General features: G+C 66.2%; 24 protein-coding genes. 11 read left to right on the top strand and 13 right to left on the bottom strand.

Features of this window, described 5'->3' with window-relative positions:
- The first annotated feature begins 139 nt into the window (after window positions 1-139).
- Window positions 140-1081 (top strand): RsmB/NOP family class I SAM-dependent RNA methyltransferase, encoded by a 942-nt coding sequence (locus C5B90_RS18455; protein WP_115883412.1) that lies wholly within the window; start codon window positions 140-142, stop codon window positions 1079-1081.
- Entirely contained in the window at window positions 1078-1614 is a 537-nt protein-coding gene (locus C5B90_RS18450; RefSeq protein ID WP_115883411.1) for a hypothetical protein, read from the top strand. The genes C5B90_RS18455 and C5B90_RS18450 overlap by 4 nt, the downstream gene beginning before the upstream one ends.
- Window positions 1615-1647: 33 nt before the next feature.
- On the opposite strand, the gene C5B90_RS18445 is transcribed toward C5B90_RS18450, so the two are convergent.
- A complete protein-coding gene (locus C5B90_RS18445; protein WP_115883410.1) occupies window positions 1648-3150 on the bottom strand; it encodes a DUF790 family protein in 1503 nt (500 codons plus the stop codon).
- Between the two features lie 131 nt (window positions 3151-3281).
- On the opposite strand from C5B90_RS18445, the gene C5B90_RS18440 reads away from it, so the two are divergent.
- Window positions 3282-3674 carry a transcriptional initiation protein Tat gene (locus C5B90_RS18440; RefSeq protein ID WP_115883409.1) on the top strand — a complete coding sequence of 131 codons (393 nt, stop codon included), beginning with the start codon at window positions 3282-3284 and terminating at the stop codon, window positions 3672-3674.
- A gap of 56 nt (window positions 3675-3730) precedes the next feature.
- Here the strand turns inward: C5B90_RS18440 and C5B90_RS18435 are convergent, their stop codons facing one another.
- On the bottom strand, window positions 3731-5101 hold the full coding sequence (locus C5B90_RS18435) for a DEAD/DEAH box helicase family protein (protein WP_115883408.1): 1371 nt from the start codon (window positions 5099-5101) through the stop codon (window positions 3731-3733).
- 135 nt (window positions 5102-5236) lie between these two features.
- Here C5B90_RS18435 and C5B90_RS20950 point away from each other — a divergent pair, with 135 nt between their 5' ends.
- Window positions 5237-5386, top strand: a complete 150-nt coding sequence (locus tag C5B90_RS20950; RefSeq protein WP_004970650.1) for a hypothetical protein — start codon at window positions 5237-5239, stop codon at window positions 5384-5386.
- Between the two features lie 31 nt (window positions 5387-5417).
- Here the strand turns inward: C5B90_RS20950 and C5B90_RS18430 are convergent, their stop codons facing one another.
- Genes C5B90_RS18430 through C5B90_RS18420 form a run of 3 tightly spaced genes read right to left on the bottom strand, consistent with a single transcriptional unit; the run spans window position 5418 to window position 8127 of the window.
- Window positions 5418-6227: an ABC transporter ATP-binding protein gene (locus C5B90_RS18430; protein WP_115883407.1), complete on the bottom strand. Its 810-nt coding sequence runs from the start codon at window positions 6225-6227 to the stop codon at window positions 5418-5420.
- Window positions 6215-7084, bottom strand: coding sequence for an ABC transporter permease (locus C5B90_RS18425; protein WP_115883406.1), 870 nt, complete (start codon window positions 7082-7084; stop codon window positions 6215-6217). Before C5B90_RS18425 ends, C5B90_RS18430 begins: the two co-directional genes overlap by 13 nt.
- Window positions 7081-8127, bottom strand: coding sequence for an ABC transporter substrate-binding protein (locus C5B90_RS18420; RefSeq protein WP_115883405.1), 1047 nt, complete (start codon window positions 8125-8127; stop codon window positions 7081-7083). Before C5B90_RS18420 ends, C5B90_RS18425 begins: the two co-directional genes overlap by 4 nt.
- 256 nt (window positions 8128-8383) lie before the next feature.
- Between C5B90_RS18420 and C5B90_RS18415 the strand changes: the two genes are divergently transcribed.
- Both C5B90_RS18415 and C5B90_RS18410 read left to right on the top strand, forming a co-directional pair.
- A complete protein-coding gene (locus C5B90_RS18415) occupies window positions 8384-9505 on the top strand; it encodes a pyridoxal phosphate-dependent aminotransferase (protein WP_115883404.1) in 1122 nt (373 codons plus the stop codon).
- A 130-nt stretch (window positions 9506-9635) separates the two neighbouring features.
- Window positions 9636-11204, top strand: a complete 1569-nt coding sequence (locus tag C5B90_RS18410; protein WP_115883403.1) for a Na+/H+ antiporter NhaC family protein — start codon at window positions 9636-9638, stop codon at window positions 11202-11204.
- Between the two features lie 128 nt (window positions 11205-11332).
- On the opposite strand, the gene C5B90_RS18405 is transcribed toward C5B90_RS18410, so the two are convergent.
- Complete coding sequence (locus C5B90_RS18405) at window positions 11333-11752, bottom strand: DUF5367 family protein (RefSeq protein ID WP_115883402.1); 420 nt, start codon at window positions 11750-11752, stop codon at window positions 11333-11335.
- An 82-nt stretch (window positions 11753-11834) separates the two neighbouring features.
- On the opposite strand from C5B90_RS18405, the gene C5B90_RS18400 reads away from it, so the two are divergent.
- The gene (locus tag C5B90_RS18400) at window positions 11835-12080 is read left to right on the top strand and encodes a hypothetical protein (protein WP_042666638.1); all 246 of its coding nucleotides are present in this window, start codon (window positions 11835-11837) and stop codon (window positions 12078-12080) included.
- 242 nt (window positions 12081-12322) lie between these two features.
- Here the strand turns inward: C5B90_RS18400 and C5B90_RS18395 are convergent, their stop codons facing one another.
- From C5B90_RS18395 to C5B90_RS18385, 3 genes are all read right to left on the bottom strand, one after another.
- On the bottom strand, window positions 12323-13498 hold the full coding sequence (locus tag C5B90_RS18395) for a redox-regulated ATPase YchF (RefSeq protein ID WP_115883401.1): 1176 nt from the start codon (window positions 13496-13498) through the stop codon (window positions 12323-12325).
- A 75-nt stretch (window positions 13499-13573) separates the two neighbouring features.
- The gene (locus tag C5B90_RS18390; RefSeq protein ID WP_115883400.1) at window positions 13574-14437 is read right to left on the bottom strand and encodes a DUF4349 domain-containing protein; all 864 of its coding nucleotides are present in this window, start codon (window positions 14435-14437) and stop codon (window positions 13574-13576) included.
- 119 nt (window positions 14438-14556) lie between these two features.
- Window positions 14557-15408 (bottom strand): polymer-forming cytoskeletal protein, encoded by an 852-nt coding sequence (locus tag C5B90_RS18385; protein WP_115883399.1) that lies wholly within the window; start codon window positions 15406-15408, stop codon window positions 14557-14559.
- Window positions 15409-15529: 121 nt separating this feature from the next.
- On the opposite strand from C5B90_RS18385, the gene C5B90_RS18380 reads away from it, so the two are divergent.
- Window positions 15530-15733 (top strand): DUF5800 family protein, encoded by a 204-nt coding sequence (locus tag C5B90_RS18380; RefSeq protein WP_004976775.1) that lies wholly within the window; start codon window positions 15530-15532, stop codon window positions 15731-15733.
- A 74-nt stretch (window positions 15734-15807) separates the two neighbouring features.
- On the opposite strand, the gene C5B90_RS18375 is transcribed toward C5B90_RS18380, so the two are convergent.
- The 4 genes from C5B90_RS18375 to C5B90_RS18360 form a co-directional block, all read right to left on the bottom strand.
- Window positions 15808-16968, bottom strand: a complete 1161-nt coding sequence (locus tag C5B90_RS18375) for a DUF3179 domain-containing protein (protein WP_115883398.1) — start codon at window positions 16966-16968, stop codon at window positions 15808-15810.
- Window positions 16969-17085: 117 nt separating this feature from the next.
- A complete protein-coding gene (locus tag C5B90_RS18370) occupies window positions 17086-17772 on the bottom strand; it encodes a dolichyl-phosphate hexose transferase (RefSeq protein ID WP_042666633.1) in 687 nt (228 codons plus the stop codon).
- Between the two features lie 71 nt (window positions 17773-17843).
- Window positions 17844-18188 carry a hypothetical protein gene (locus C5B90_RS18365; protein ID WP_115883397.1) on the bottom strand — a complete coding sequence of 115 codons (345 nt, stop codon included), beginning with the start codon at window positions 18186-18188 and terminating at the stop codon, window positions 17844-17846.
- Between the two features lie 106 nt (window positions 18189-18294).
- Window positions 18295-19050 (bottom strand): ribonuclease H-like domain-containing protein, encoded by a 756-nt coding sequence (locus tag C5B90_RS18360; RefSeq protein WP_115883396.1) that lies wholly within the window; start codon window positions 19048-19050, stop codon window positions 18295-18297.
- Between the two features lie 121 nt (window positions 19051-19171).
- Here C5B90_RS18360 and C5B90_RS18355 point away from each other — a divergent pair, with 121 nt between their 5' ends.
- The 3 genes from C5B90_RS18355 to C5B90_RS18345 all read left to right on the top strand — a co-directional run bounded on the left by C5B90_RS18355 (window position 19172) and on the right by C5B90_RS18345 (window position 22762).
- Window positions 19172-19876, top strand: a complete 705-nt coding sequence (locus C5B90_RS18355; protein WP_115883395.1) for an SOS response-associated peptidase — start codon at window positions 19172-19174, stop codon at window positions 19874-19876.
- A gap of 1400 nt (window positions 19877-21276) precedes the next feature.
- Complete coding sequence (locus C5B90_RS18350; RefSeq protein WP_115883394.1) at window positions 21277-21723, top strand: DUF5805 domain-containing protein; 447 nt, start codon at window positions 21277-21279, stop codon at window positions 21721-21723.
- Window positions 21713-22762 carry a tyrosine-type recombinase/integrase gene (locus C5B90_RS18345; protein ID WP_115883393.1) on the top strand — a complete coding sequence of 350 codons (1050 nt, stop codon included), beginning with the start codon at window positions 21713-21715 and terminating at the stop codon, window positions 22760-22762. The genes C5B90_RS18350 and C5B90_RS18345 overlap by 11 nt, the downstream gene beginning before the upstream one ends.
- Window positions 22763-22815: the final 53 nt, after the last annotated feature.

Genomic DNA, 22815 nt, shown 5'->3' with positions numbered 1-22815 from the left:
GGTAAATCCGACGGGTGAATGCGTCGTCATCGGCCGACTGGTCGGCGCGACTGGTTCGACTGGTCGCTTTCCGGCGGCTCCGAACTCGTCACCCGACGACTCCGAAACCGACAAGCGCGCCCCCGCGGAATCGAGTGTCATGAACCCGCTCCAGCGGTACGCGCCGCTCGTGGACGACGAGGAGGCCTTTTTCGCGGCCTGCGAGCGGCCGCTTCCCTCCGTCGTTCGCGTCAACACCATCAAGACGACGGTGGCGCGCGCCCGCGAGGCGCTCGACGACGAGGGCGTCGCCTACGAACCGACCGACTGGCACCCCGGCATCCTGAAGCTCGAAGACAGCAGTCCGGGGACGAACTGGCCGTACTTCCACGGCTGGCTCCACGGCCAAGAGGAAGTGTCGGCGCTCCCGGCTATCGCTCTCGACCCGCAGCCGGGCGAGCGCGTCTGGGACACCTGCGCCGCGCCGGGGTCGAAGACGACCCAGATTGCCGCCATGATGAACGACGAGGGCGTCCTCGTCGGCAACGACAACAACCTCGGGCGGCTGTCGGCGCTCCGCCACAACGCCGAGCGCCTCGGCGTGACGAACCTCGTCGTGTCGAATCAGGACGCCCGCAACTTCTCGATGAAACCCTACGGGGAACGGACCCCCGAGAAGGCCGGGTCGTTCGAGCAGTTCGACCGCGTCCTCGTCGACGCGCCGTGTTCCTGCGAGGGCACCTGCCGGAAGAACCCCGACGTGCTCGACGAGTGGACGATGAACCACGTCAAAAGCGTCGCCGGCATCCAGAAGGGCATCCTCCGGCGCGCCGTGCAGGTGACGAAAGCCGGCGGCACCGTCGTCTACTCCACGTGTACCTTCGCGCCCGAGGAGAACGAGGCCATCCTCGACTTCGTCCTCGAACGGGAGGACTGCGAGGTCGTCGAGTGGGACGTCCCCGACGGCTTCGAGACCGCGCCCGGCATCACCGAGTGGGAGGGCGACGAGTACGACCCATCGGTGACCAAGGCACGGCGCGTCTACCCGCACCACAACGACACGGGCGGGTTCTTCACTGCCAAACTGGAGGTAACCGCATGAGCGACGACACCGCCCCCGACGAGAACTGGGGCCAGCAGTTCGACCGCCTGCCGCCGACGGCCGACGACCGCGTCGTCGAGGGTCGCCCCTCCCGCGAGGAGGTCATCGACTGGTGGGACGAGCGGTTCGGCGTCGACCCCGCCGTCTTCGACGGCTACACGTTCTGGGAGAAGGGCGCGGGCAAGATTTGGGCGTTCCACGGCGAGGTCATCGACCCCATCAAAGTCGAGGGGCTCGGGATGCGCATCCTGCGGACTCGCCAGCGCCACTGGAAGCCCTCGACCAACGCTGTCCAGCGGTTCTGCGGCGACGCGACCAAGAACGTCATCGAACTGAGTCCGGGCGAGGCGAAGGCGTTCGTCGACGGCCACGACCAACAGCTCGACCGATGGGAAGGCGACTGGGGCTACCTCACCGCCGCCCACGAAATCGCCGGCGAACTGGAACCGCTCGGCGTCGGCCTCTACCTCCACGGGGAACTCCGCTCGACGGTCCCGAAGGGTCGGCAAGAAGAACTCGTCAAACCGGAATAGCCGGCAGCGACCGGGTCGCGGTGCTGTGCCCCGCTACTTCTCTCTGACCGTCCCGCCAGTCAGTCCCTCCCACTCGACCCGGTAGCCGAGCCGCGAGAGGACCGCGCTCGCGTCGTCGAGGCCGCAGTCGTCGAGGACGGACTCGGCCGCCGACAGCGACATCCCCGCCTCGACCTCTTCTGCGACCGCGTCGAGGACGGCGGGCCGAACTAGCGTCCGCCCGACGAGTTCGTGTTCGGGGAAGGTCACGTCATCGAGCGCGTCGACAGAAACGCCGCGGGCGGCCGCGAGGTCGGACAACGTCACCACGTCGTCGTCCGGCACAAGTTCGGCGGGGAGCGACGAGGCCGCGTCGGCGACGAGGTCGGACTCGTAGCCGCGCAGCACGTCCACCACGTCTTTCACGCGCACCGAGCCGGAGTACGGGACCGCGCGGTGGTCGCGGGCGGCGATTTCCTCGCCGACGCCGAGCGACTCGTCCACGGCGACGACGAGTTCCACGTCCTCCACGTCGGCGAGTTGCCCCAGTTTCTTCTCGACGTACTCGGGCGTCCAAAAGCCCATAATCTCGAAGAAGACGCGGAAGTCGGCGTGCGCGTAGTCGAACGCGAAGTCGGGAATCATCACGCTCGTCCCCGTTTCGAGGGGTTCCGGCTCCCGGACGAGCGACCAGTCGAAGTCGAGGCCGCGGAAGCGGGCGGCGAAGTCGGCCTCCACGTCGCTGTCGAAGCCGGGTTCGGCCATCGGTTCGACGCCGGGGACCGACACGTCGTCGCTCGTGAGCGTCAGCTCGCGCTCGGTCCCGCGGTCGTCGATGGTCGCCACGAGCCGCCAGTCGCCGGCGGTGGCGACCGACCGAAGCAGGCGGGCGAAGGCGGTTCCGTAGCGTCTGGTTCGCTGAAAGAGCGCATCGGGGCCGGTGACGACGACCTCGCGGCCGGCGTCGGTCTTCCGGACCTCGTACATCAGCCGGAGGCGCTTGACCGCCGAGACGACGGCCTTCGGGTCGGAGCTTCGGACCCGGACCTCGGTCGCGTCGAACAGGGTGGTCTGGGCGAGCGAGAGGTTGTACTGCGCGAGCAGTTCGTCCGGCGTCCACCGCGGGTCGAACTCGGAGAGGACCTGTTCGACCTCGCGGTCGGCGGTCAGCGACTCGTCGACCGCCTCGGGCGACGACCCGAGCGAGGACGCCGCGCGGTCGAGCGCCGCGGCCCGCTCCTCGGGCGTCGTCACGCCGCCAACCGCCATCGCGGCCTCGAACGCGGCGCGGCGGGCGCGGGCCGGCGGCAGGGGAGCCGCCGTCTCGAAGACCGCCTCGCGGTCGAGGAGCGACGCGAAGCCGCGGGCGAGTTTGAAGTCGTCGGCCTCGGCTTCGAGGTCGGCGAGGGCGTCGTCGAGGTCGGTCCGCGCGTCGCCGACGTGTCGCCGGAAGACGCCGATGGCTTTCGCGGCCAGCGGGCGGTCCCCCCGGTCGGCGAACTGCGGGTGGTAGCCGCCGCCCGCCCGCGACACGCGAAGCAGGTCCTTCGTCAGCACGCTCGCCACGACGGGACCGCGGGACAAAAACGACTCGGGCGGCGTGGGAAAGAAGCGAGCGACGGCGCGGGCGGACACCGACCGACGGCGCGGACGACAAGGTTCATTGCGTCCGCGGCGGACGCCATCGTATGGAGCGACGACGCCTCCTCGGACTGGTCGCGGTCGGCCTGTCGTCCGGCTGTCTCGGGTCGCTACCGGGCGCGACGGGCCCGCGAAACCCGCCCGAGGCACCGGCAGGGGAGCCCCGAGACACCCCGGAGGTACCGCCGGTCCGCATCTCCGAGGTCGACTTCGAGGCGACCGACGACGGCCGCCTCCGCGTCTTCGGGACGGTCGTCAACGACAGCGGAGCCGAGCGGATTGCCACCGTCGAAGCCCGCGTCGCCGTCCGCGGCGAGGAGTCGACGCGGTCGCAGGAACTCGCCGTTCCGGCCGCCGGGAGCGCCGATTTCGCAATCGAGTTCGACTTCGAGTACGACGCCTTCCTCAACAACGGCGACTTGAACGTCTCGCTGGTCTGAGGTCGAAGGCGGTCGCTTCCCCGCCTCACGGCCTCACTCGCCGATACCGTCTCGCGTCAGCGACGCCGGGCCGCGACCCGTTCTTCCGCCGTCTCGACGCTCACGAGTTCGTAGAGCGTCGCGGTCGCGCCATCAGCCTTCGGCCGGAGGATGCGACCGAGGCGCTGGGTGAACTCGCGTTCCGACCCCGACCCCGAAAGGAGGATACCGACGTTCGCGTCGGGTACGTCCACGCCCTCGTCGAGCACGTTGGCCGCGACGACGGTGTCGTAGGTGCCGTCGCGGAAGCGGTCGAGGATTTCGCGGCGCTCTTTCGTGCCGGTTTCGTTGGTTATCGGCGGGACGAGGAAGCGCCGCGAGATGCGGTAGACGAGGTCGGTCGACGCGGTGAAGACGATGACGCGGTCCTCGCGGTGTCGCGCGAGCAGTCGCGCCAGTTTGTCCACCTTCGCCTCGGAGTTCATCATCACGTCGCGGGCGCGCTGCTTGGCGAGGAGCGCCTCCCGCGCTCTCGGGTCGTTCCCGGAGCGCATCACGAGTTTCTGGTAGTCGCTGCCCGACTGCATCGACAGCCCCGAGGTTCGCAGGTAGTTCACGAACGTCTCCTGTGCCTCGTCGTACGTCTCGCGCTCGTCGGCCGTGAGTTCCACCTCGATTCGGCGGACTTCGTAGTCGGCGAGGTGGTCGCCCGCCAAGTCGTCCACGTCGAGGCGGTACGCCCGCGGGCCGACGAGTTCCTCGACGCGCTCGTGTGCGCCGTCGGGGCGCTCGAACGTCGCCGTCAGGCCGAGGCGAGCGGGCGCGGCGAGGAATCTGGGGATGTCCTGGTACCCCTCGCCACCGAGGTGGTGCACCTCGTCGAAGACGACGAGGCCGAAGTCGCCGCCCACGTCGTCTGCGCGGAGGTACGCCGAGTCGTACGTCGAGACCGTGATGGCCTCCTGCGTCTGCTCGCCGCCGCCGAACCGGCCGACCGGCACGTCGAACTCGGTTTCGAGTTCGCGTATCCACTGGTCCTGTAAATCGATGGTCGGCACGACGACGAGCGTCGGCACCGAGCGGGCGACCATCGCGGCGACGGCGAGCACCGTCTTGCCCGCGCCGGTCGGCAGTTCCACGACGCCGCGACCGCCCGCGTCGAGCCACGCGTCGAGGGCGGCGCGCTGGTAGTCGCGGAGGTCGTAGGTCGTCGAAAGCGAGAGAGGGGTGTCGAGAGCGGCCGCGACCCGGTCGTCGTACGCGACGCCGGCCGCGTCGAGCGCGTCCCGAACCGCGGCGTATCGCATCGCAGGGGCGCGATAGCCGCCGCTTCGGGGGTCGGCCTCGACGCTCGCCACGTCGGCGAGGGCGGCCCGAACGCCGGCGTCGGCGTCAGAGTCGTCGGTGCCGACGTGAACGGTGCCGTCCTCGAAGCGGAGGGTCGTCACTACCGGCGCGTTGGCGGGGCGCGGTGATAAATCGACGGTCCCGCGGTGCGGCCGTCGGACCGGAGTCCCGTGCGCTTCCGGCCCCGCCGTCCGCGTGCCGAAGGTTCAAATCCGATGGCGGGGCTACGGACGTGTATGAGCGACGACCTCGACGACGCGGTGGCACAGTTCCTCAGCGACTACAACAGCGCGATGAAGGAGTACGAGAAGGGCTACGTCGACGCCGACGCGACGCTGTCGGTCATCGACGCGCACATCGACGAGTTGCGAGAGGCGAGAGAGTAGAGACGCGAGAATCGGGCGCGGAGAAGCCGGATTACTCCCCGATGAGTCCGCGAATCCGCTCGACGTACGCCGCGAACTCGCTTTCGGTCCGCTCGCGCGGGCGGTCGATATCGACCGAGACGATTTCGCGGACGCGACCCGGATTGGCGGCCATGACGACCACGCGGTCGGCGAGCGTGACCGCCTCCTCCACGTCGTGGGTGACGAACAGCACTGTCTTGTCCGTCTCCGTCCAGATGTCGAGCAGTTCGCCGTGGAGCATGTCGCGGGTCTGCGCGTCGACCGCGCCGAACGGCTCGTCCATGAGGAGGAGTTCGGGGTCGACAGCGAGCGCGCGAGCGATGCCGACGCGCTGTTTCATCCCGCCGGACAGCTCTTTGGGGTAGGCGTCGGCGAAGCCGTCGAGGCCGACGAGTTCGAGCATTTCCGTCACGCGTTCCGAGCGTGCCGGCTCCTCGACGCCCTGTTCTTCGAGCCCGAAGGCGACGTTCTCGCTGACGGTCCGCCACGGGAACAGTCCGTACTCTTGGAACACCATCCCGCGGTCGGTGCCGGGGCCGGTGACGGGCGAGCCGTCGAGGGTGACCGCGCCCGACGTGGCGTCTTCGAGGCCGGCGATGATGCGGAACAGCGTCGTCTTGCCGCACCCCGACGGGCCGACGATACAGACGAACTCGCCGTCCTCGACGGCGAACTCCACGTCCGACAGCGCCTCGACCGTCCGCCGGTCGGACGCGTAGGTCTTGCCGAGCGAATCGACGCTGACCTTCGCGGTCTCGGAATCAGTCGCGGTCACGGTCGTGTCGGCTCCCGCGTTCGCGTCCCCGGTCATGCTCTCCACTCCAGCACCCGCCGTTCGACCCGGCGGAACAGACCGTCACTCACGAGGAAGACGATGCTGATGACGAGCATGTAGGCGACCGACACGTCCATCGCGAGGTTCTGCGCCGTGTTGAGAATCTCGTAGCCGACGCCGACGCCGACGATGAGTTCGGCCGCGACGACAATCATCCAACACTGGCCGATGCTCGTCCGGATGCCGGTCATGATTGAGGGGCTGGCCGCCGGAATGACGACCTTCCGAATCATCGTCCAGTCGTCGTCGACGCCGAGGGTCGCGGCGACCTCCTTGAGGTCCTCCGAGACGCCCTCGACTCCGCCGTAGGCGCTGTAGAAGTTAATCCAGAAGGAACCGATGGCGACGATGAACGTCGCGCCCTGATGGTTGACGCCGAGCCAGATGACGGCGAAGCCGATCCACGCCAGCGGCGGAATCGGCCGGAGCAGGCGCGTGACGGGCGTGAAGACGCTGTCAACGCGAGTGTTCCAGCCCATGGCGACGCCCGCGAAGACGCCGAGCGACGTCCCGATGAGCAGGCCCGGCACGTAGTGATAGAGGCTCTGAATCAGTTTGACGAGGAGCCTCGTCGCCGGGAGTTCCGCACCGGTGAAGGGAATCGAAAGCGACGCCGGCGCGGTGAGTTCGACGACGAACGCCGCCAGCACCTCGACGGGCGAGGGGAGGAGATACGTCGGCTGGAACAGCGCAGCGACGTACCAGACGGCGAGAAAGCCCGTGAAGCCGGCGACTGCGAGCCCCGTCTGTTCCGCGGAGAACCCCGCGAGTCGGTCGAGCAGTCGCTCGTCCGCCTCGGTCTCCGAGAGGGCGACGCTGGTGCCGACTTCGTCGTTGCTCATAGGGAGTCGTAGATGCCGTAATCGAACATCTCGTCGACGGTCAACTGCGCTTCCGTCTTCCCGAGCGTCTGGGCGTAGTCGGCGAAGATTTTGGCCCCGCCCTCGATGTCGTGGGGGTCTGTGATGAAGTCCGACGCGGGGGAGTCGAGCGCCGCGCGGGCGGTCTCGACCGGGAGCGCGCTCTCGCCGATGACCGAACTCGCGTGCTGGGCGGCCGTGTCGGGGTTGTCGGCGACGAAGTTCGTCGCCTGCTGGTGGAGTTCGACGAACTCCGTGGCGAGGTCGCGGTTGTCCTGCCGGAGGCGGTCGTGCATGAGCGTGACCGCCGCGGGCTGGCCGGGCATGAAGTCGCCCGCCCACGCGATGGGCTGGAACGGCGCGTCGTTAGCGTCGATGACCGTCGGCACGGGTTCCATGATGCTCGTGCCGTCGACGTTGTTCGAGAGGAGCGCCTGCTGGACCGCGGCCGCGCCGCCGAGACCCTTGATGTTCACGTCCTCCTCGGGGTCGAGCCCGAGCGTGTTCTGAATCCAGTAGCGAAGCAGGATGTCCGGAACCGACCCCGGCGGGAAGGTTCCGAAGGTGAACTTGCGGCCCTTCTGCGCCTCGAACTCGGCGAAGGCGTCTTTCCCATGTTCCTCCCACAGCGCGGCGAAGTCGTCGGTGGCGAGAATCTCCATCGCGTTTTTGATGTTCGCCGCGGTGATTTTCGCGGGAATACCCTTGTCCATGATGATCATCGCCGGGACGATGCCGAACATCATCACGTCGAAGTCCCCCGTCGCCGACGCCTGCACGATGCTCGGTCCATCGGAGAACTTCTTGCCCGACACCGAGGCCGAAAGCTCGTCGAACAGCCCCTCTTCTTCCATCACGAAGTACTGCATGTCCGGGTAGATGGGCATGTAGGCGACGTTGAGTTCGTCCAGCCCGCTTCCGCCGGACCCGCCGAGACAGCCCGCGAGGCCGGCGGTCGCGGCGAGGCCGGACCCCTGCAGGAATCGTCTACGGCTAATCGAAGTCGAGCGTGGTGCCTCTGTCATTGCCCTCGTTACGAATCAGTGCCTTATTCGGGGCGCGTACCCGGTAACGATAGACGCGGTAGATGACGCGTCGAAACCGAGAAAACACGGTTTTACGGCTGTTACCAGGGTTGAATCGGTCGGTTTTTCTGAATTGTCGTCTCTCAGATAGCGGCAGAAAAACCCGGGAAACGCCCCCGGTCACGTCACGGAGTCAATGAGTCTGCCGCGACCGTGCGTGGGAAGAACTATCCCGAACGGGGACACCGGATAGGATATGACGCACTTCTCCGACCGGGTGGAGCGCATCTCCATCAGCGGTATTCGCAAGGTGTTCGAAGCGGCTGGCGAAGACGCTATCAACCTCGGACTGGGCCAGCCAGACTTCCCGGCCCCGGACCACGCCCGACGGGCGGCCGTTGAGGCCATCGAGGCCGGCGAGGCGGACGGCTACACGGGGAACAAGGGCCTCCCAAGCCTGCGCGAGGCCATCGCCGAGAAGCACCGCCGCGACCAGGGCGTCGACCTCGACGCCGACGATGTCATCGCCACGGCCGGGGGCAGCGAGGCGCTCCACATCGCCATCGAGGCGCACGTGAACGAGGGCGACGAGGTCATCATCCCCGACCCCGGCTTCGTCTCCTACGACGCGCTCACCAAACTCGCCGGCGGCGAACCGGTGCCGGTCCCGCTCCGCGACGACCTGACGCTCGACCCCGCGGCGGTCGAAGAGGCCATCACCGAGGACACCGCGGCGTTCGTCGTCAACAGCCCCGGTAACCCGACGGGCGCGGTGTCGCCGCCCGACGATATCGCCGAGTTCGCCCGCATCGCCGACGAGCACGACGTGCTCTGCATCTCCGACGAGGTGTACGAGTACACCGTTTTCGAGGGCGAGCACCGCTCTCCTATCGAGTTCGCCGAGACTGACAACGTCGTCGTCGTCAACTCGGCCTCGAAGCTCTTTTCGATGACCGGCTGGCGGCTCGGGTGGGTGTACGGCTCCACCCGCCGGGTCGAGCGCATGCTCCGCGTCCACCAGTACGTGCAGGCGTGCGCCTCCGCGCCGGCGCAGTTCGCGGCCGAAGCCGCGCTTAGCGGACCACAGGACCGCATCGAGGAGATGACCGAGACGTTCCGCGAGCGCCGCGACCTCGTCGTCGAGGGGCTGGAAGATATCGGCCTCACCGTCCCGTCGCCGGGCGGCGCGTTCTACGTCATGCCCGAGGTTCCCGAGGGCTTCGTCGACGAGTGCATCGACCGCGGCGTGATTATCGTCCCCGGCGAGGCGTTCGGCGAACACGGCCACGGCTACGCCCGCCTGTCGTACGCGACCGACACCGAGTCGCTCCGCGAGGCCATCGAGATAATGGGCGAGGCGTACGACGCGGTCGTCTGAGATACTCAAGCGTCCGAAGCCGCCCGATTCGTCGACCGAACTACGGCAACTCACGGCATCCGATACGTCTTATTCTCGGGTCTCGAAGTGAAAACCCTTAAATTCGGGAGCCGGTGACGAAACGTTTGTCATGCCCGCAGAGACGCAGGGAGTCATCAGCCTGCTGCCGGCGCTCTTCGCAATCGTGCTGACGCTGCTCAGTCGGCAGGTGCTCCTCTCGCTTTTCACCGGCATCTGGATCGGTGCGACCATCCTGGTGGGATGGAACCCAATCGGCGGGGCGGCGTACTCCCTCCAGTTGGTCATCAACAACGTGACCGAGTCGTTCAACAGCAAACTCCTCCTGTTTACGTTCCTCTCGGGTGCGATGCTCGGGATGATATTCCTCTCGGGCGGGATGAACGCGCTCGCACAGCGCATCATCGCCCGCATCAAGACCCGGAAACAGGCCGCGTTGGGGACGAGCGTCCTCGGGATGCTCATCTTCGTCGACTCCTACGCGAGCACGATGATTACGGGCTCGGTGATGCGGCCTATCACCGACAAGTTCGACATCAGCCGCGAGAAGCTCGCGTACCTGCTCGATTCGACAACCTCGCCCGTGGTGAGCGTCGCCGTCGTCTCGACGTGGGTCGGCTTCGAGGTCGGCCTCATCCGCGAGCAGTTCGCCTCGCTCGGCATCGACCAGAGCGCCTTCGTGGTGTTCCTCCAGAGTATTCCGTTCCGCTTCTACAGCCTGCTCGCGGTCGTTCTCGTGTTCATCCTCGTCGTGATGGACTGGGACTTCGGGCCGATGAAGCGCGCCGAGCGCCGCGCGAAAGAAGAGGGGAAGGTCCTCGGCGACGACGCCGACCCCCTCATCGAGACGCGCGAGGAGGACATCGTCACGCCCGACTACGTCGATTCGCGCTGGTGGTACTTCGCCGCGCCCATCGTCACGCTCGTCGCCGTCACCGGCTTCGGCCTGCTGTACTCCGGCGGCTGGCCCGGGCAGGCACCCGTCGAGGCGCTGAAGGACGCGGCCACCGCCGACGCCATCCTCTGGGGCGTCTTCTCGGCGTGCGCGCTGCTGCTCGCCATCCTCGTCGGCCACGCCCGCGTCGAACTCGAAGCCGTCAGCGACGCCATCTTCGAGGGCTTCAAGATGGTCATGTTCCCCGTGGCCGTCCTCTCGCTGGCGTGGACCATCGGCGGTGTCAGCCAGGCGCTCGGCGTCGGTGCGTTCGTCGTCAGTGTCGCCCAAGGCGTCATCACGCCCGAACTCCTGCCCGCGGTCGTCTTCCTCGCCGCGGCCATCATCTCGTTCTCGATAGGCACGTCGTGGGGAACGATGAGTATCATGTTCCCCGTCGCGGTGCCGCTTGCCTACCAGCTCGGCGCGCCGCTTCCCGGTGCCATCGGGGCGATTCTCACCGGCTCGCTGTTCGGTGACCACTGTTCGCCCATCAGCGACACGACGGTCCTCTCGTCGATGTTCGCCGGCGCGGACCACGTCGACCACGTGAACACGCAGATTCCGTACGCCGTGCTCTGCGGCGCCGTCGCGACGGGGCTGTTCCTCGCCAGCGGCTACGGCGTGGGTTCGCTGGCGCTCCTCGGCGTCGGCGTCGTCGCGCTGTTCGCGCTCGCGTACTACCTCTCGCAACACGCCGACGTGAGCGTCCCGACCGCCTTCGGTTCCTCGTCGGACTCCGACTGACGAGTCGCAATCGGACCGTCGCTTCGCGCCCTATTTTTCGCGTCGTCGCGCATGGCTGAGGAGAAGAGAGGAGAGCCGCACCGTCGGCGAGCGGCGGCTTAACGATGGAAGCGTCGGCCCGAATTGGGTCACCGACCGACGAATCCCGCGACCAGCACCGTCGCGTACGCCAAGAGCAACAGCCCCCCGAAGAGCCCGGCGGCTTCGAGGCCCATGTTCGGGTAGACGACCGAGAACAGCGCCGTCGAGACCGCGTCGACGAGCATGCCCGGGACGACGAGCAGCACCGCGGCCTCCCGTTTCGCGCCCCCGGAGAGCCCGCGCCACCGGAAGATGCCGACTGCGAGCGCCCACATCACGGGCACCGTCAGCGCGAACACCGCGGCCGTGACCAGCGGGCGGGAAGGCACTAACACGAGTTGGCCGACGACGCGGAAAACGAGTCCGGCGACGAGGGCAATCGCCAGTCCGACGCCGAGAAGCACCCGCGTCTCCGACAGCGGGAGACGGGGCGCGTCGGTCTCGGAGACCTGTGAACTGATTGTCATGCACTTCGTACGCGGGCGAGGAGTATCAGCGTTCGTACGGGGCCGTAGGTTATTATGTCACTCGGAATTAACGATTGGGCGGATGTCAGTGCTCTCGACCGCCGACGAAGGGAAGTTCCTCATGGACGAGGAAGCCGAACAGATCGGAATCGTGACCGAAGTCGACACGGACGCCCAAATCGCGTACGTCGAACCCGACCCGGACCTCGCTGAAGCGGTCCTGCAGGGCCTCGGCTTCGGCGACGCCGACGGCGACGACATCGAGGTTCCGGCCGACTCCGTCGAGACGGTCACCGACACGGAACTTCGCGTCGCCAAAGACCTCTGAGCCGTCACCCGCGACGAATCATTTTCTGTGCGAATCACGACGCGTGAGCCTCACGACAAACGAACTGACAGCGACGGCTCCGCACCCTGTGTTCAATCCTTTCCCGGTGAACCCACGACTTGCGCCCACCCCCTCCACCACCCCAATTCTGTATAGCGAAATTTAGTTTATATGTGGCGTGGCAGACGAAGAACTGACCGATGAGAAACAACGAATCCAGGGAAAAGACGAACTTCTGACAGTTACTTCGCCGTCGAGACGATTTTGATGACGTCGCCCTCTTCGAGTTCGTGGTCCTCGGCGATGCGGCGCTTCGCTCGCGCGTCGACCGCGTGGAGGTAGCCGTCACCGATGTCGGAGTGGACCGCGTACGCGAGGTCCCGCGGTGTCGACCCCCGCGGGAGGAGGAAGGCGTCGGGGAGGACGTTCCCCGTGCCGTCGGTCCACTTCGACTCGTTTTGGACCGGGTAGACCGTGATTTGGTCGAGCACGTCGTAGACCGCGGTGTCGATGGCTTCCTGCGTGCCGGTGCCGCCGTGGTCGCCCATCAGGTCGCGGATGCGTTCGAGGCCCTTCTCCTGTGCGCCGCTCACGTCGCCGACGAGCTCGAAGTCGTCGTCGCCGGGATGGTAGTCGATGATACCCGCCTCGCGGGCCCGTCGAAGGGCGAGTTCGCCGTCCGCGGTCGCGGCGATGACGGGCTTTCCCGTCTCGGCGAGTCGTTCGAGGTTCTCCGGGGGCGCGATGTCGACCTTGTTGGCGACGAGGACGATTGGCTTGGTCCGCTGGCGAATCGCGCGGGCGAGTTCGACGCGGTCCTCGTCGTCCCAGTCTTGGGGATTCGGCGAGTAGTCGAGGCCCCGCAGGACGGCGGCGATGTCGTACTCGCTCGCGCCGACGCCCGTCAGGAGGTCCGAGAGGGCGTCGTCCATATCGAAGTCGGGCGACCGGGACTTGCGGACCACGGACTCCCAGTTCTTGTGGACGATGCCCGCGAGCCACTGTTCGAGTTCCTCCTCGATGAAGTCGACCTCCTCGACGGGGTCGAAGCTCCCGACTTCGACGGGTTCGCCCTCGGCGTTCGTTCCCCCAGAGGCGTCCACGACGTTGACGATGGCGTCCGCGTTCGTCAGCTCGTCGAGGAACTGATTGCCGAGGCCGCGACCCTCGTGCGCGCCGGGAACGAGCCCTGCCACGTCCACGAGTTCGACGGCGACGTAACGGATGCCGTCCTCGCAGTTGCCGCAGCGCTCGTCGCGGTCGAGACAGGGACAGCGGGTGCGAGCGTGCGTGACGCCGCGGTTCGCGTCGATAGTCGTGAAGGGGTAGTTCGCCACGTCGACCTCGGCGAGCGTCGAGGCCGTGTAGAACGTCGATTTGCCGGCGTTCGGCTTGCCGGCTAACGCGAGAGAGAGCATGGCTCGACGATAGTGACGGACGCGGAAAAACGCTCGCGTGCGAAGGGATGCGAGCGGCGAGCGAAACCGAGGTAGTCAGTCAGTCAGTCGCCTGAATGCGGCGCGGCCGGCGAGCACCACCCCGCTCCCGAGAATCGCGAGGAGGCCGCCGAAGACGACGAGGTACGGGACCGCGTAGGCGACGGCGACGACGAGCGCCCGAAGGGCGACGAACGCACCGTTAATCGACTCGGAGAACGCCTGTAAGACTGGCGTGTCGTACCACTGCGCCGGGCCGGGCGGTCGCTCGGACAGCGAGACCCGGACGGTCGAGAGGGCGACGCGGTCTTCGAGCGACTGCTTCTGGGCTTCGAGCCGCTCGATTTCCGTCTGGACCTCGGTCAGGCGCTCTTCGACCGCGAGCACGTCCTCGGTCGTGTTAGCCGACTCGTAGAGTTCGCGGAGGCGGTCGCGCTGGGCGCGGAGGTTGCTCAACCGCGCTTCGATGTCGACCAGTTGGTCGGTCACGTCCTGCGAGTTCGTCTCGACGCGCTCGACCTCGCCGAGGTCCTTCATGTCGGTCATGAACGCCGAGAAGTCCTCGGAGGGGACGCGCACGACGAGTTGGCCCGAGCGGTAGGTGCCGCCGCTCCGGCGGTTGACGTACTCGTTGGAGTCGCTGACGTAGCCGCCGTAGGACTCGGCGGTCGATTCGACCGCGTCGCGCGACTCGTTGAACTCGTCGACGGTCAGTTCTATCTGCCCGTTCTTGATGACCGCCCGCCGCTGGGCCTGCGGGAGGTCGTCGCCGCCCGCCTGTTCGGCCTCGGCGGAGCCACCGGTATCGGCGGCGAGCGAGACGCTCTCAGACCCACCGGCACCGCCGTCCGCCGCGCCGCCGGTACACCCGGCGAGGAGGACGAGGAGGGCGACCGAGAGAAGTTTCAGTCGATTGTCCATAGACGACACTCTCCACCAGAGGGATTAATCGTTGGGTAAGCACAAACGGCGACTGTTGCTATCGCGGCGCACGGGGGTCGCAGTCGCTCGGTCGGTCTCGGATTCGGATTCGGAATCGGTTACTCGGCCTCGCGCGGGAGGTTGTCGCGGTGGATACGCATCTCGCCGCGGGCGCGCATCGTGCCGTCGACGTGCGCGCCGGCTTCGAGCACGAGGTCGTTGCAGGACACGTCGCCGAGGACGCGCGCGTCCTCGTGGATGCGGACCTCGCCGTTTCGGGTGGTCACGTCGCCGTGAATGCGCGTCCCGCTCCCGACGACGATGTCGTCGCGGGCGCGGAGGCTCCCGAAGACGTTGTTGTCCTCGGCGAGGTCGATGGACTTCGCGCGGATGTTGCCGTGGATGCGGCAGTCGGAGCCGACGTGGGCGGGCGTCGAGACGCGCCACGCGTCGTCGGAGACGGTGGCGTTCCGGGGAATCACGAGCGGGTCGTGCGGCGACTCGCCCGAGAGCGTCTCGGCGAGTTCGTCTGCCGCCTCGTCCTCGCCGAGTCGAAGGAGTTGCGAGAGGACGATGAAGTAGAACACGAGCGTCGGAATCGGGTTGCGGATGACGATCCACCCGTTGGCCTCGAACCCCTCTTCGATGTCGACGTCGTCGCCGATGTCGAGGTCGCCCGAGACCATCAGGCGGCCGGCGATGTGGACGCGCTCGCCGAGGTAGGCGTCGTTGCCGACGAGGACGTTGCCGGCCACGTCGTCGAGCATGTCGAGTCGGCAGTCGGCTTCGGCCTCGATGTCGCCGCCGAAGGTGACGCGCTCGCCCGCGAGGACGTTCTGTCCGCGGACGCCGAACTCGACGGTGCTCTGCCCGCCGACGACGACATCGCCGTCGGTGACGAGGTCGTGTTCCTCGACCGTCGTCCCGTCGGGAATTTCGAGCGTATCGAGCGGGTCCGTACCCAGTGACACGCTCCGAACCAACACCCGTGCCGTAATAAACCGTCCGCAAGACGAACGTCAGACACGACGGAGGACGCCGGTTTCGCGACGACGACGCGTATTTAACTACTCGCGGGAAACAAAGAGAGGTATGACGATTCTCTCTTTCGACGACGACGGCGTAGACGTGGTCTACGAGGGAACGGAGTTCCGTCTCGAAAAGGCCCTCATCGAGGAGGCCATCGGGAAGTCCTACCCCGACGTGACCGACCACGAGGTGCTGAAAATCGTCGAGAAGGAGCCCTCCCTCTCCGGCGAACCCCGGCGCGTCCGCGACATCCTGAACTCGTCGTAACCGCCACCCGAACGACCGAAACTCCGTTTCTCAGCGTATCGGCCTCGAATCACGCGCGCTCGCCGCGCGAACGACTATTCCTCCTCGCCAGTCGCGTTTTCTCCCCCGTAAATCTCCGTCTCCGGGTTGAAGTCGGCCCACGCGAACCAGAACATCGGCGAGCGGTCGTTTGCTCGGGTCAGGACCGCGCCCTCGTGGGGGCCGTCGAGCGCCCGGCCGGTGAGGAGGTTCCAGCGCGACCCGGCGGCGACGAGCGCCGACCCATCGCGGTCGAACTCGACGGTCTCGCCGTCAACCCGGCGGACGTAGGCGACGAGACTCCCCTCGGCGGAGGCCGCCACGACGACCGGAAGGTCGCCCACGGTGTCGTTGACGACGCCCGCGGACTCGACCGCGCCGAGCGGGTAGGCCCGGGCGACCCCGTCGGCAGCGACGCCGACGACCGACGTTTTCGGATGAAGTCGGTCGTCCGCCGCGTCGTTGAAGCCGATACCGATAGCGCTCGACTGCTGATAGCTCGTGTAGGGGTTCACGTCGTACCGGCGGGTCTGCCGCCCGCGAATCGTCCCCGAGACGGGCGGCGGCACCAGCACCTCGGTCTCGGGGTTGGCCGCCCGCCACTCGCCCCACGTCGAGATAGTCGAAGGGAGGAGCGACAGCGTCTCGCCGGTCAGTTCCCCGCGAATCGCGGTCGCGAGCACCTGACTCCACAGCGAGTTCGTCCGGTCGTCGTACATCACGAGGTCGGACATCCAGAGCAGGCCCGAGACGCCGAAGTACGTCGGTTCGCCGCCGGCGAGCCTGTCGGCGACGACGGCGCTCCCGCACAGCGGGCAGTAGGTCACGACCACGGGCCGGCCGTCGAAGTCGTCGTTGACGATTTCGTGCCAGTTCAGGATTGCAAGCGGATAGGCGCGGGCGACGCCGCCGAGTTCGACGCCGACCACCTCGTCGCCGTCGTCCAGCGTCGCGTCCACCTCGTCGAACCCGGTCCAGTTGTCGGCGAAGACCGGGGCGGTGATGGCCGGGATGGCGTCTTTCGACGCGCCTCGGCGCAGTTCGTCCTCGGGGACCGGAAGCTCGAACGGGCCCGAGTAGTCGCCCGCGGTGGAATCGGTGGGTTCGGTGGACGCGGTGTCGTCGTCCGCGACCGGTGGGTCGCTCCCGAGACAGCCGGCCAAGGCGGCACCGACGCCGAGCGCGAGGAACCGACGGCGGTTCGTGGTCGAAGCCATGCCGGATATTCGACCGAGCCGCCTATGAGCGATGTGCGGTTTGGTATCTGGGCGCACGACCGCGAGGCTCGTCGGAGGGAAGTCGGGGCAGAGCAAAAAAAAACGACGAGCGCGCCTTCAGAACCGAAGTCGCTCTTCCAGACAGACTTTGACGATGGACTTCCCGATGGCCGCGCCGCCGGCGAAGGGGTCGAGTTTCGTCTCGCCGGCGCGCTCGCGGTAGGGGATTGGCACCTCGGCGATTTTGTAGCCGCGCATCGCGGGGCGGATGAGGAGTTCGGCAGACAGACCGGTGTTCTCGGTCCACTCGATGTCGTGGAGGAGTTCGCGGCGGTACGCCCGCATCCCGGTGGTCGTGTCGTGGACGGTCGCGCCCATGAGGAAGCTCGCGAGGCGGGCGAACGCGATGTTCCCCGCGCGGTTGAGTCGGGGCATCGTCTCAGCGCCTTTCGTGATTCGGTCCCCGGAAACCACGTCGTAGCCGTCGTTGATGAGATCGAGGAACTTCGGCAGATACTCCATCGGATAGGTGTCGTCGCAGTCGGTGGTGACGACGACCGGGCGGTCGGGCGCGAGCACCGCGGCCTCGACCGCGACGCCGTACCCCTGCGGTTCCTGTTCGATGACGCGCGCGCCCATCTTCCGGGCGATTTCGGGCGTCCGATCGTCCGAGCCGTCCACGCAGACGACCTCGGCACGCCCGTCGGTAATCCGGTCGATGTCAGCCAGAACGGACCCGATGGCCTGTTCTTCGTTGTACGTCCCCATCACGACCGCGAGGTCGTCGAAGGTGTACTCGGTCATTGGACGGGGTTATCGACGGTCGCTCTTGAACTTTTAGGTTTACCAAAACCGGGACGGTACGAGCGGTGGTGTTAGCTCAATCCGCGGCTATCGGGCTGGTCTTCCAGCTCTTTCGCGTGGTCGACGAGGTAGTCCATCAGTCGGGTCGCCGACGCCTCCACGTCGTCGAGTTCGTCGGTGGACTGCCCGCTGACGCGGACGGAGAGTTCGTAGAGGTCGAGTTCGACGTGCGGGACAGTCTCGTCACCGTTGCCGTTCCCGTTGTCGGGCTCGTCGGTGCCTCCGTCCGCCGCTTCGACGGTCGCATCGGTGTCGACCGGCTCGTCGCCGTCGGACGGTTCGGTCGCGTCGTCGGACGGTGGTGTCGAATCGGCGGATTCGTCCGCCTCGGGGTCGGCGTCGGGGTCGTCGGTCATGTGCGGCGCGTCGCTTCGGGGGATGAAAAAAGCGCGGGGTTCCGGCACGCTCGCTCGGGCCGGCGGCGCTCGCCAGACCGGGAGCGTGACCACCTCGATGGCCGCCTCAGACGAGTTCGGCGTCGAGTCCCTCGCAGGCGCGGTCGTGGAGGCGACCGGTGACTGTCTCCATGAGGCGTTCGAGGTTGACCGCGTCCTCGCGGTTGTACGAGACGAGCGTGTCGAGCGACGACTGGTCGCCGCGCTCGTACTCACGCCAGAGGCGGACGGCGTCGCGCCCGGAGATGTCGGGTCGGTCGCGGTCGATACCCACGTCTTTCTCGATTTGCTTCAGCCCGCCGGTGAGGTCGAGCGTCCGGCACGGATACATCAAATCGACGTGCGGTACGTCGATTGAGACGTCGAACGAGGTCTCGAGGAAGGGCACGTCGAAGCGCGCGCCGTTGAACGTCGCGATGAGTTTCGCGTCGGTGAACTGCTCGCGGAGGGCGTCGGCGGTCAGGTCCTCCCCGCTGACGAGCGTCGTGGTCTCGCCGTCCTGATAGAACGAGACGGTCGTCACCGAGTCGCGCTCGGGCGAGAGGCCGGTCGTCTCGATGTCGAAAAAGCACGTCTCGTCGCGGAAGTTCTCGTAGAGTCGCCAGCGCTCGCCCGAGGGGAAACAGTCGTCGAAGAACCGCGAGTTGCCGTCGTCGAGGTGGGCGGCGGCGTCGGCGATGAACGTCTCGATTCGGTCGCCCGTCTTCGCGCCGACGAGCGAGGCGTCGAACTCGTCCCAGTGGGTCGCCCCGGCCCGCCAGAGGTTCCGCTCCGTCCGCTCGCCCACGCCGCGGACGGGGATGAAGCTGTTCTCGATTCGCATGTCCGACAGGGGGGCGTCGGCGACCCTAAATGCGTCGTCGTGGACCGGCCGCCACGCTCCCAGAACGCTTCCGCATTCCCCTGCCGCGGGCGTTTTACCCGCAGAGCGCGAAGCCGGGGGTATGTGCGGCCGCTACACGCTGTTTACTTCACCCGAAGAACTCGAAACGCGGTTCGACGCGACGCCGACGCGCCCGCTTTCGGCGCGGTACAACTGCGCGCCCGGACAGGAACTCCCGGTCGTGACCAACGACGCGCCCGAGGAGTTCCGCTTCCTGAAGTGGGGGCTCGTCCCCTCGTGGGCCGACAGCGCCAGCGTCGGTAACGACCGAATCAACGCCCGCGCGGAGACCGTCCGCGAGAAGCGGAGTTTCGCCGACGCTTACGAGGCCCGCCGGTGTCTCGTTCCCTCGGACGGCTTCTACGAGTGGGTCGACCGCGGCGGGGACAAACAGCCCTACCGCGTCGCCTTCGAGGACGCCCGCCCGTTCGCCATGGCCGGCCTCTGGGAGCGATGGACGCCCTCGACGAAACAGACCGGTCTCGGCGACTTCGGAAGCGGCGACCCCTCGCGCGAACAGGAACCGCTTGAGACGTTCACCGTTGTCACGACCGAGCCGAACGACCTCATCTCGGAGTTACACCACCGGATGGCGGTCGTCCTCGCCCCCGAGGAAGAAGAGACGTGGCTCCACGGCGACCCCGACGAGGCGGCGGCGCTCCTCGACACCTACCCCGACGACGAACTCACGGCGTACCCCGTCTCGACGCGGGTGAACAGCCCCGCCAACGATAGCCCCGACCTGATAGAGCGAGTCGAAGCGTAGCGCACCGGGTAAAATCGTCGGCTTTCGGCCGTCTCGGCGACTTCGACGCGAACCGGCTGGGTTCGACGGGACCTCGAATTTTCCGAAAATCGGTCGAGCCCGAGAACCAATATTGTGTATAGCGATATGCGATATACGAGTCTCGAATCGGACAAGCGACGACTCGACAGAGGGACCGAGATATCGAGAGAGTTGATGACTGAGAACGCTGACTCGGAACGTCGGAGTTCCAGCGGCCGATAGTGCTGAAATCTACGTCAGTATCACAGAGCGACAGCCGCGTCGCGCTCGCGGCTCGGGCGGTTCGTATCGCAGTCGGAGGTACAGGCGGAGGTACAGGCGGTTGCGGGGGGCGCGGCCGCGAGTCCGGTCGTGCAGGCGGAGTGCGGCGTCGCATTCGAAATTCGAGACAGTTCGTTCGGGCGAGTCAGCGGCAGGGGAGGGGTTCGCTCGAACGGGTCGTCGCCGCCGAACGACTGGTTCGTCGAATCCGACCGGAATCAAGCCACCAAACCCCGGGATTTACGCGAGTCCGTCAGAACGGCCACAGCGCGGTCGAGCGCCGCTTCACCTGAGATGGGGAGCACGTCCCGAATTACGGATCTCACCGTGAAGACGAGGGCTGTGAAGGCGTCAAAAGAGAACGAATCGGGCCAGCGAAGACCTCGATTGGGTTCGTCTTCGAGCGAATTCGGAACGGTGTCACTCGGGTGGTTGTGTGTTCGAATCAGACAACATTCTGGGAAATTCTGCGTAGTGACACCAGCATAATCACAGCTGAATCTATTTCGAAACGAAGACCCGTTCGGCGACATATATTCAGCGTTCGATGACCGATATAATCGAGAAAATACCGAGCCATCTCTGGTCGGAATATATCCGTTCGAGAGAACACAGATGGTGCGTCGTCCCGCGAATATATTTCCAGTAAAATAGGAAGAAATTATGGATAGAATAGTTCATAGATTAAGGAAGAGAAACAAAAGAGGGCCTAAACCCAGCGGTACCCGGTTCTATAATAATTCAGTGAATTAAGAAGTGAAATAACGAAATTCGTGTAAGTGGATCTTCTATGTGTTACTCCGGGGGTAAACGGTGCAAGGAATGCTATCCAAAAATCAGTTGCCATCACAGAAGTGAGAAGAGGTTGTGCAGAATTCGACCTATTGAAAGCAACGGAAAGTTGGTCGAGTCTCAGATTTGCTCGAAACGTCCGAAATCGACGTTCTCCGGGAGATTCTAATATCCTGAATACTACATGCAAATCGCCGAAAATTCGATTGCAGTATTTAGGATAACTCAGATTCACCGCCAAAAATCCGCATGTACTGCTCAGGATAACTTCCCTTATTCTGGACTGTGCCGGTAGATTGAATATCGACCCCCGTGTCGACCCGTCCATGAGCGACGAGGCCGACCGCGCGACGGTGCAAACCTACCTTCCGGCCCACCAGAAGGCCATCTGGAAGGACCACGCGGACCGACTCGGGATGAGTCAGAGCGAATTTGTCAGAACGATGGTACAGGCTGGACGTCGCGATTTCGACGTTCCGTCGAGGGGCGATGAAGCGGCCACAACCCCCGGGGTTGAAGGGGTGAAAACGGGGATCCAGAACGGCGGTTCGAATCAGGGAGGAGAAGGTGAAAATAACGACCAGTTCGAGCCCCGAATCATCGAGGCGCTCGCGGCCGATTCACACCGGTCGTGGGACGACCTCGTTGCGGCGCTGACCGACGACATCGAGGACCGCCTCGAATCGACGCTACAGGAGCTACAGTCGAGCGGCCGAGTCGTGTACAGTGGGCGACACGGCGGTTATACGCTGGCGGAGCGCGATGGCCGCTGAGCGACCCGCCGACGCGGAGGACCCGGTCGGCTACTTCCTGCAGGATATGACCTATCACGGGAAGACCGACCGGACCCGCGCCGCCTACGAGCGCGTCCTCCGGGCGTTCGAGTCGTTCCTCGGCGACCCATCGCGGAACCCCTCCGGGAGCGCTCGGTCGGTCGACGACGCGACCCATCGCGACTGCATGGCGTGGATACACACCCTGCGAAACCGCGACGTCGCGGCGAGCACGGTAGCGACGTACGCCTCCTACCTCCACCGATTTTACGCCTACATGGCGCAGGTCGGCGCGTTCGACTCCAACCCGATGAGTCTCGTGATGGAGGAGATGGACGAGCGCATCGACACCAACCCCGCCCGAAGGGAGCTTTCGGTTCCCCAGATGCGGGCGTTCGTCCGCGAAATCGCCCATCCGCTGGACCACGCGCTGGTGGTCACCCTCCTCAAGACCGGGATGCGCGTCGGCGAACTGTGCAACCTCGACCTTCGGGACGTGTCGCTGACGACGGATACACCATTGACCGGTGTATCAACCCGCGCCGCCCTCGACGGTCGCGGGCCGTCGATATACGTCGCCGCCGACCCGAGCGTCGGAAGCGTCACCAACGGCGAGGAGCGAACCGCCTCGAACAAGCGAAAACGGTCGACAGTCGTCCCCATCGACGACGAGTTGGAGGCCGTCCTCCTGCGTTGGCTAGCGATTCGCCCGGATTCGACGTCACCGGCCGAACCGCTTTTCGTCGGTACCGCCTCGGGCTGGGGCCGGCGACTGGAGCCCGACGCGGTCCACCACGTCGTCACCTCTCACGCCGCCGACGCCGGGTGGTACCGGTCGGGTGGCGACCGCGAGGAGAACGTCACGCCGCACTACTTCCGGCACTTCTTCACGACCCACCTCCGGGACCGAACCGGCGACCGCGGTATCGTCAAGTACCTCCGCGGCGACGTGGCCGGCGACATCATCGACACGTACACCCACAACTGGGGCGATAGAGTGCGTGAGACGTACGAATCGAACATTTACTCGCTCCGCTGAGGAGCGTAACCGCTGTTCGAAGCGCGACTCATGAACTGTATCTCGCTATATTG

It is taken from the genome of Haloferax sp. Atlit-12N (assembly GCF_003383095.1).
Lineage (GTDB): Archaea > Halobacteriota > Halobacteria > Halobacteriales > Haloferacaceae > Haloferax.
Note: the sequence above shows the minus strand (reverse complement) of the source record. Positions and strands in the feature narration are given on the sequence as shown.

What these genes read in the sequence shown, in the direction of transcription:
- C5B90_RS18345 (WP_115883393.1), top strand. Translation starts at nt 21,713, where the DNA reads ATGGCCGCTGAGCGACCCGCCGACGCGGAGGACCCGGTCGGCTACTTC.
- C5B90_RS18405 (WP_115883402.1), bottom strand. Translation starts at nt 11,752, where the DNA reads ATGACAATCAGTTCACAGGTCTCCGAGACCGACGCGCCCCGTCTCCCG.
- C5B90_RS18370 (WP_042666633.1), bottom strand. Translation starts at nt 17,772, where the DNA reads ATGACCGAGTACACCTTCGACGACCTCGCGGTCGTGATGGGGACGTAC.
- C5B90_RS18395 (WP_115883401.1), bottom strand. Translation starts at nt 13,498, where the DNA reads ATGCTCTCTCTCGCGTTAGCCGGCAAGCCGAACGCCGGCAAATCGACG.
- C5B90_RS18355 (WP_115883395.1), top strand. Translation starts at nt 19,172, where the DNA reads ATGTGCGGCCGCTACACGCTGTTTACTTCACCCGAAGAACTCGAAACG.
- C5B90_RS18400 (WP_042666638.1), top strand. Translation starts at nt 11,835, where the DNA reads ATGTCAGTGCTCTCGACCGCCGACGAAGGGAAGTTCCTCATGGACGAG.
- C5B90_RS18455 (WP_115883412.1), top strand. Translation starts at nt 140, where the DNA reads ATGAACCCGCTCCAGCGGTACGCGCCGCTCGTGGACGACGAGGAGGCC.
- C5B90_RS18380 (WP_004976775.1), top strand. Translation starts at nt 15,530, where the DNA reads ATGACGATTCTCTCTTTCGACGACGACGGCGTAGACGTGGTCTACGAG.
- C5B90_RS18350 (WP_115883394.1), top strand. Translation starts at nt 21,277, where the DNA reads ATGAGCGACGAGGCCGACCGCGCGACGGTGCAAACCTACCTTCCGGCC.
- C5B90_RS18440 (WP_115883409.1), top strand. Translation starts at nt 3,282, where the DNA reads ATGGAGCGACGACGCCTCCTCGGACTGGTCGCGGTCGGCCTGTCGTCC.
- C5B90_RS18375 (WP_115883398.1), bottom strand. Translation starts at nt 16,968, where the DNA reads ATGGCTTCGACCACGAACCGCCGTCGGTTCCTCGCGCTCGGCGTCGGT.
- C5B90_RS18410 (WP_115883403.1), top strand. Translation starts at nt 9,636, where the DNA reads ATGCCCGCAGAGACGCAGGGAGTCATCAGCCTGCTGCCGGCGCTCTTC.
- C5B90_RS18365 (WP_115883397.1), bottom strand. Translation starts at nt 18,188, where the DNA reads ATGACCGACGACCCCGACGCCGACCCCGAGGCGGACGAATCCGCCGAT.
- C5B90_RS18390 (WP_115883400.1), bottom strand. Translation starts at nt 14,437, where the DNA reads ATGGACAATCGACTGAAACTTCTCTCGGTCGCCCTCCTCGTCCTCCTC.
- C5B90_RS18415 (WP_115883404.1), top strand. Translation starts at nt 8,384, where the DNA reads ATGACGCACTTCTCCGACCGGGTGGAGCGCATCTCCATCAGCGGTATT.
- C5B90_RS18360 (WP_115883396.1), bottom strand. Translation starts at nt 19,050, where the DNA reads ATGCGAATCGAGAACAGCTTCATCCCCGTCCGCGGCGTGGGCGAGCGG.
- C5B90_RS18450 (WP_115883411.1), top strand. Translation starts at nt 1,078, where the DNA reads ATGAGCGACGACACCGCCCCCGACGAGAACTGGGGCCAGCAGTTCGAC.
- C5B90_RS20950 (WP_004970650.1), top strand. Translation starts at nt 5,237, where the DNA reads ATGAGCGACGACCTCGACGACGCGGTGGCACAGTTCCTCAGCGACTAC.
- C5B90_RS18420 (WP_115883405.1), bottom strand. Translation starts at nt 8,127, where the DNA reads ATGACAGAGGCACCACGCTCGACTTCGATTAGCCGTAGACGATTCCTG.
- C5B90_RS18425 (WP_115883406.1), bottom strand. Translation starts at nt 7,084, where the DNA reads ATGAGCAACGACGAAGTCGGCACCAGCGTCGCCCTCTCGGAGACCGAG.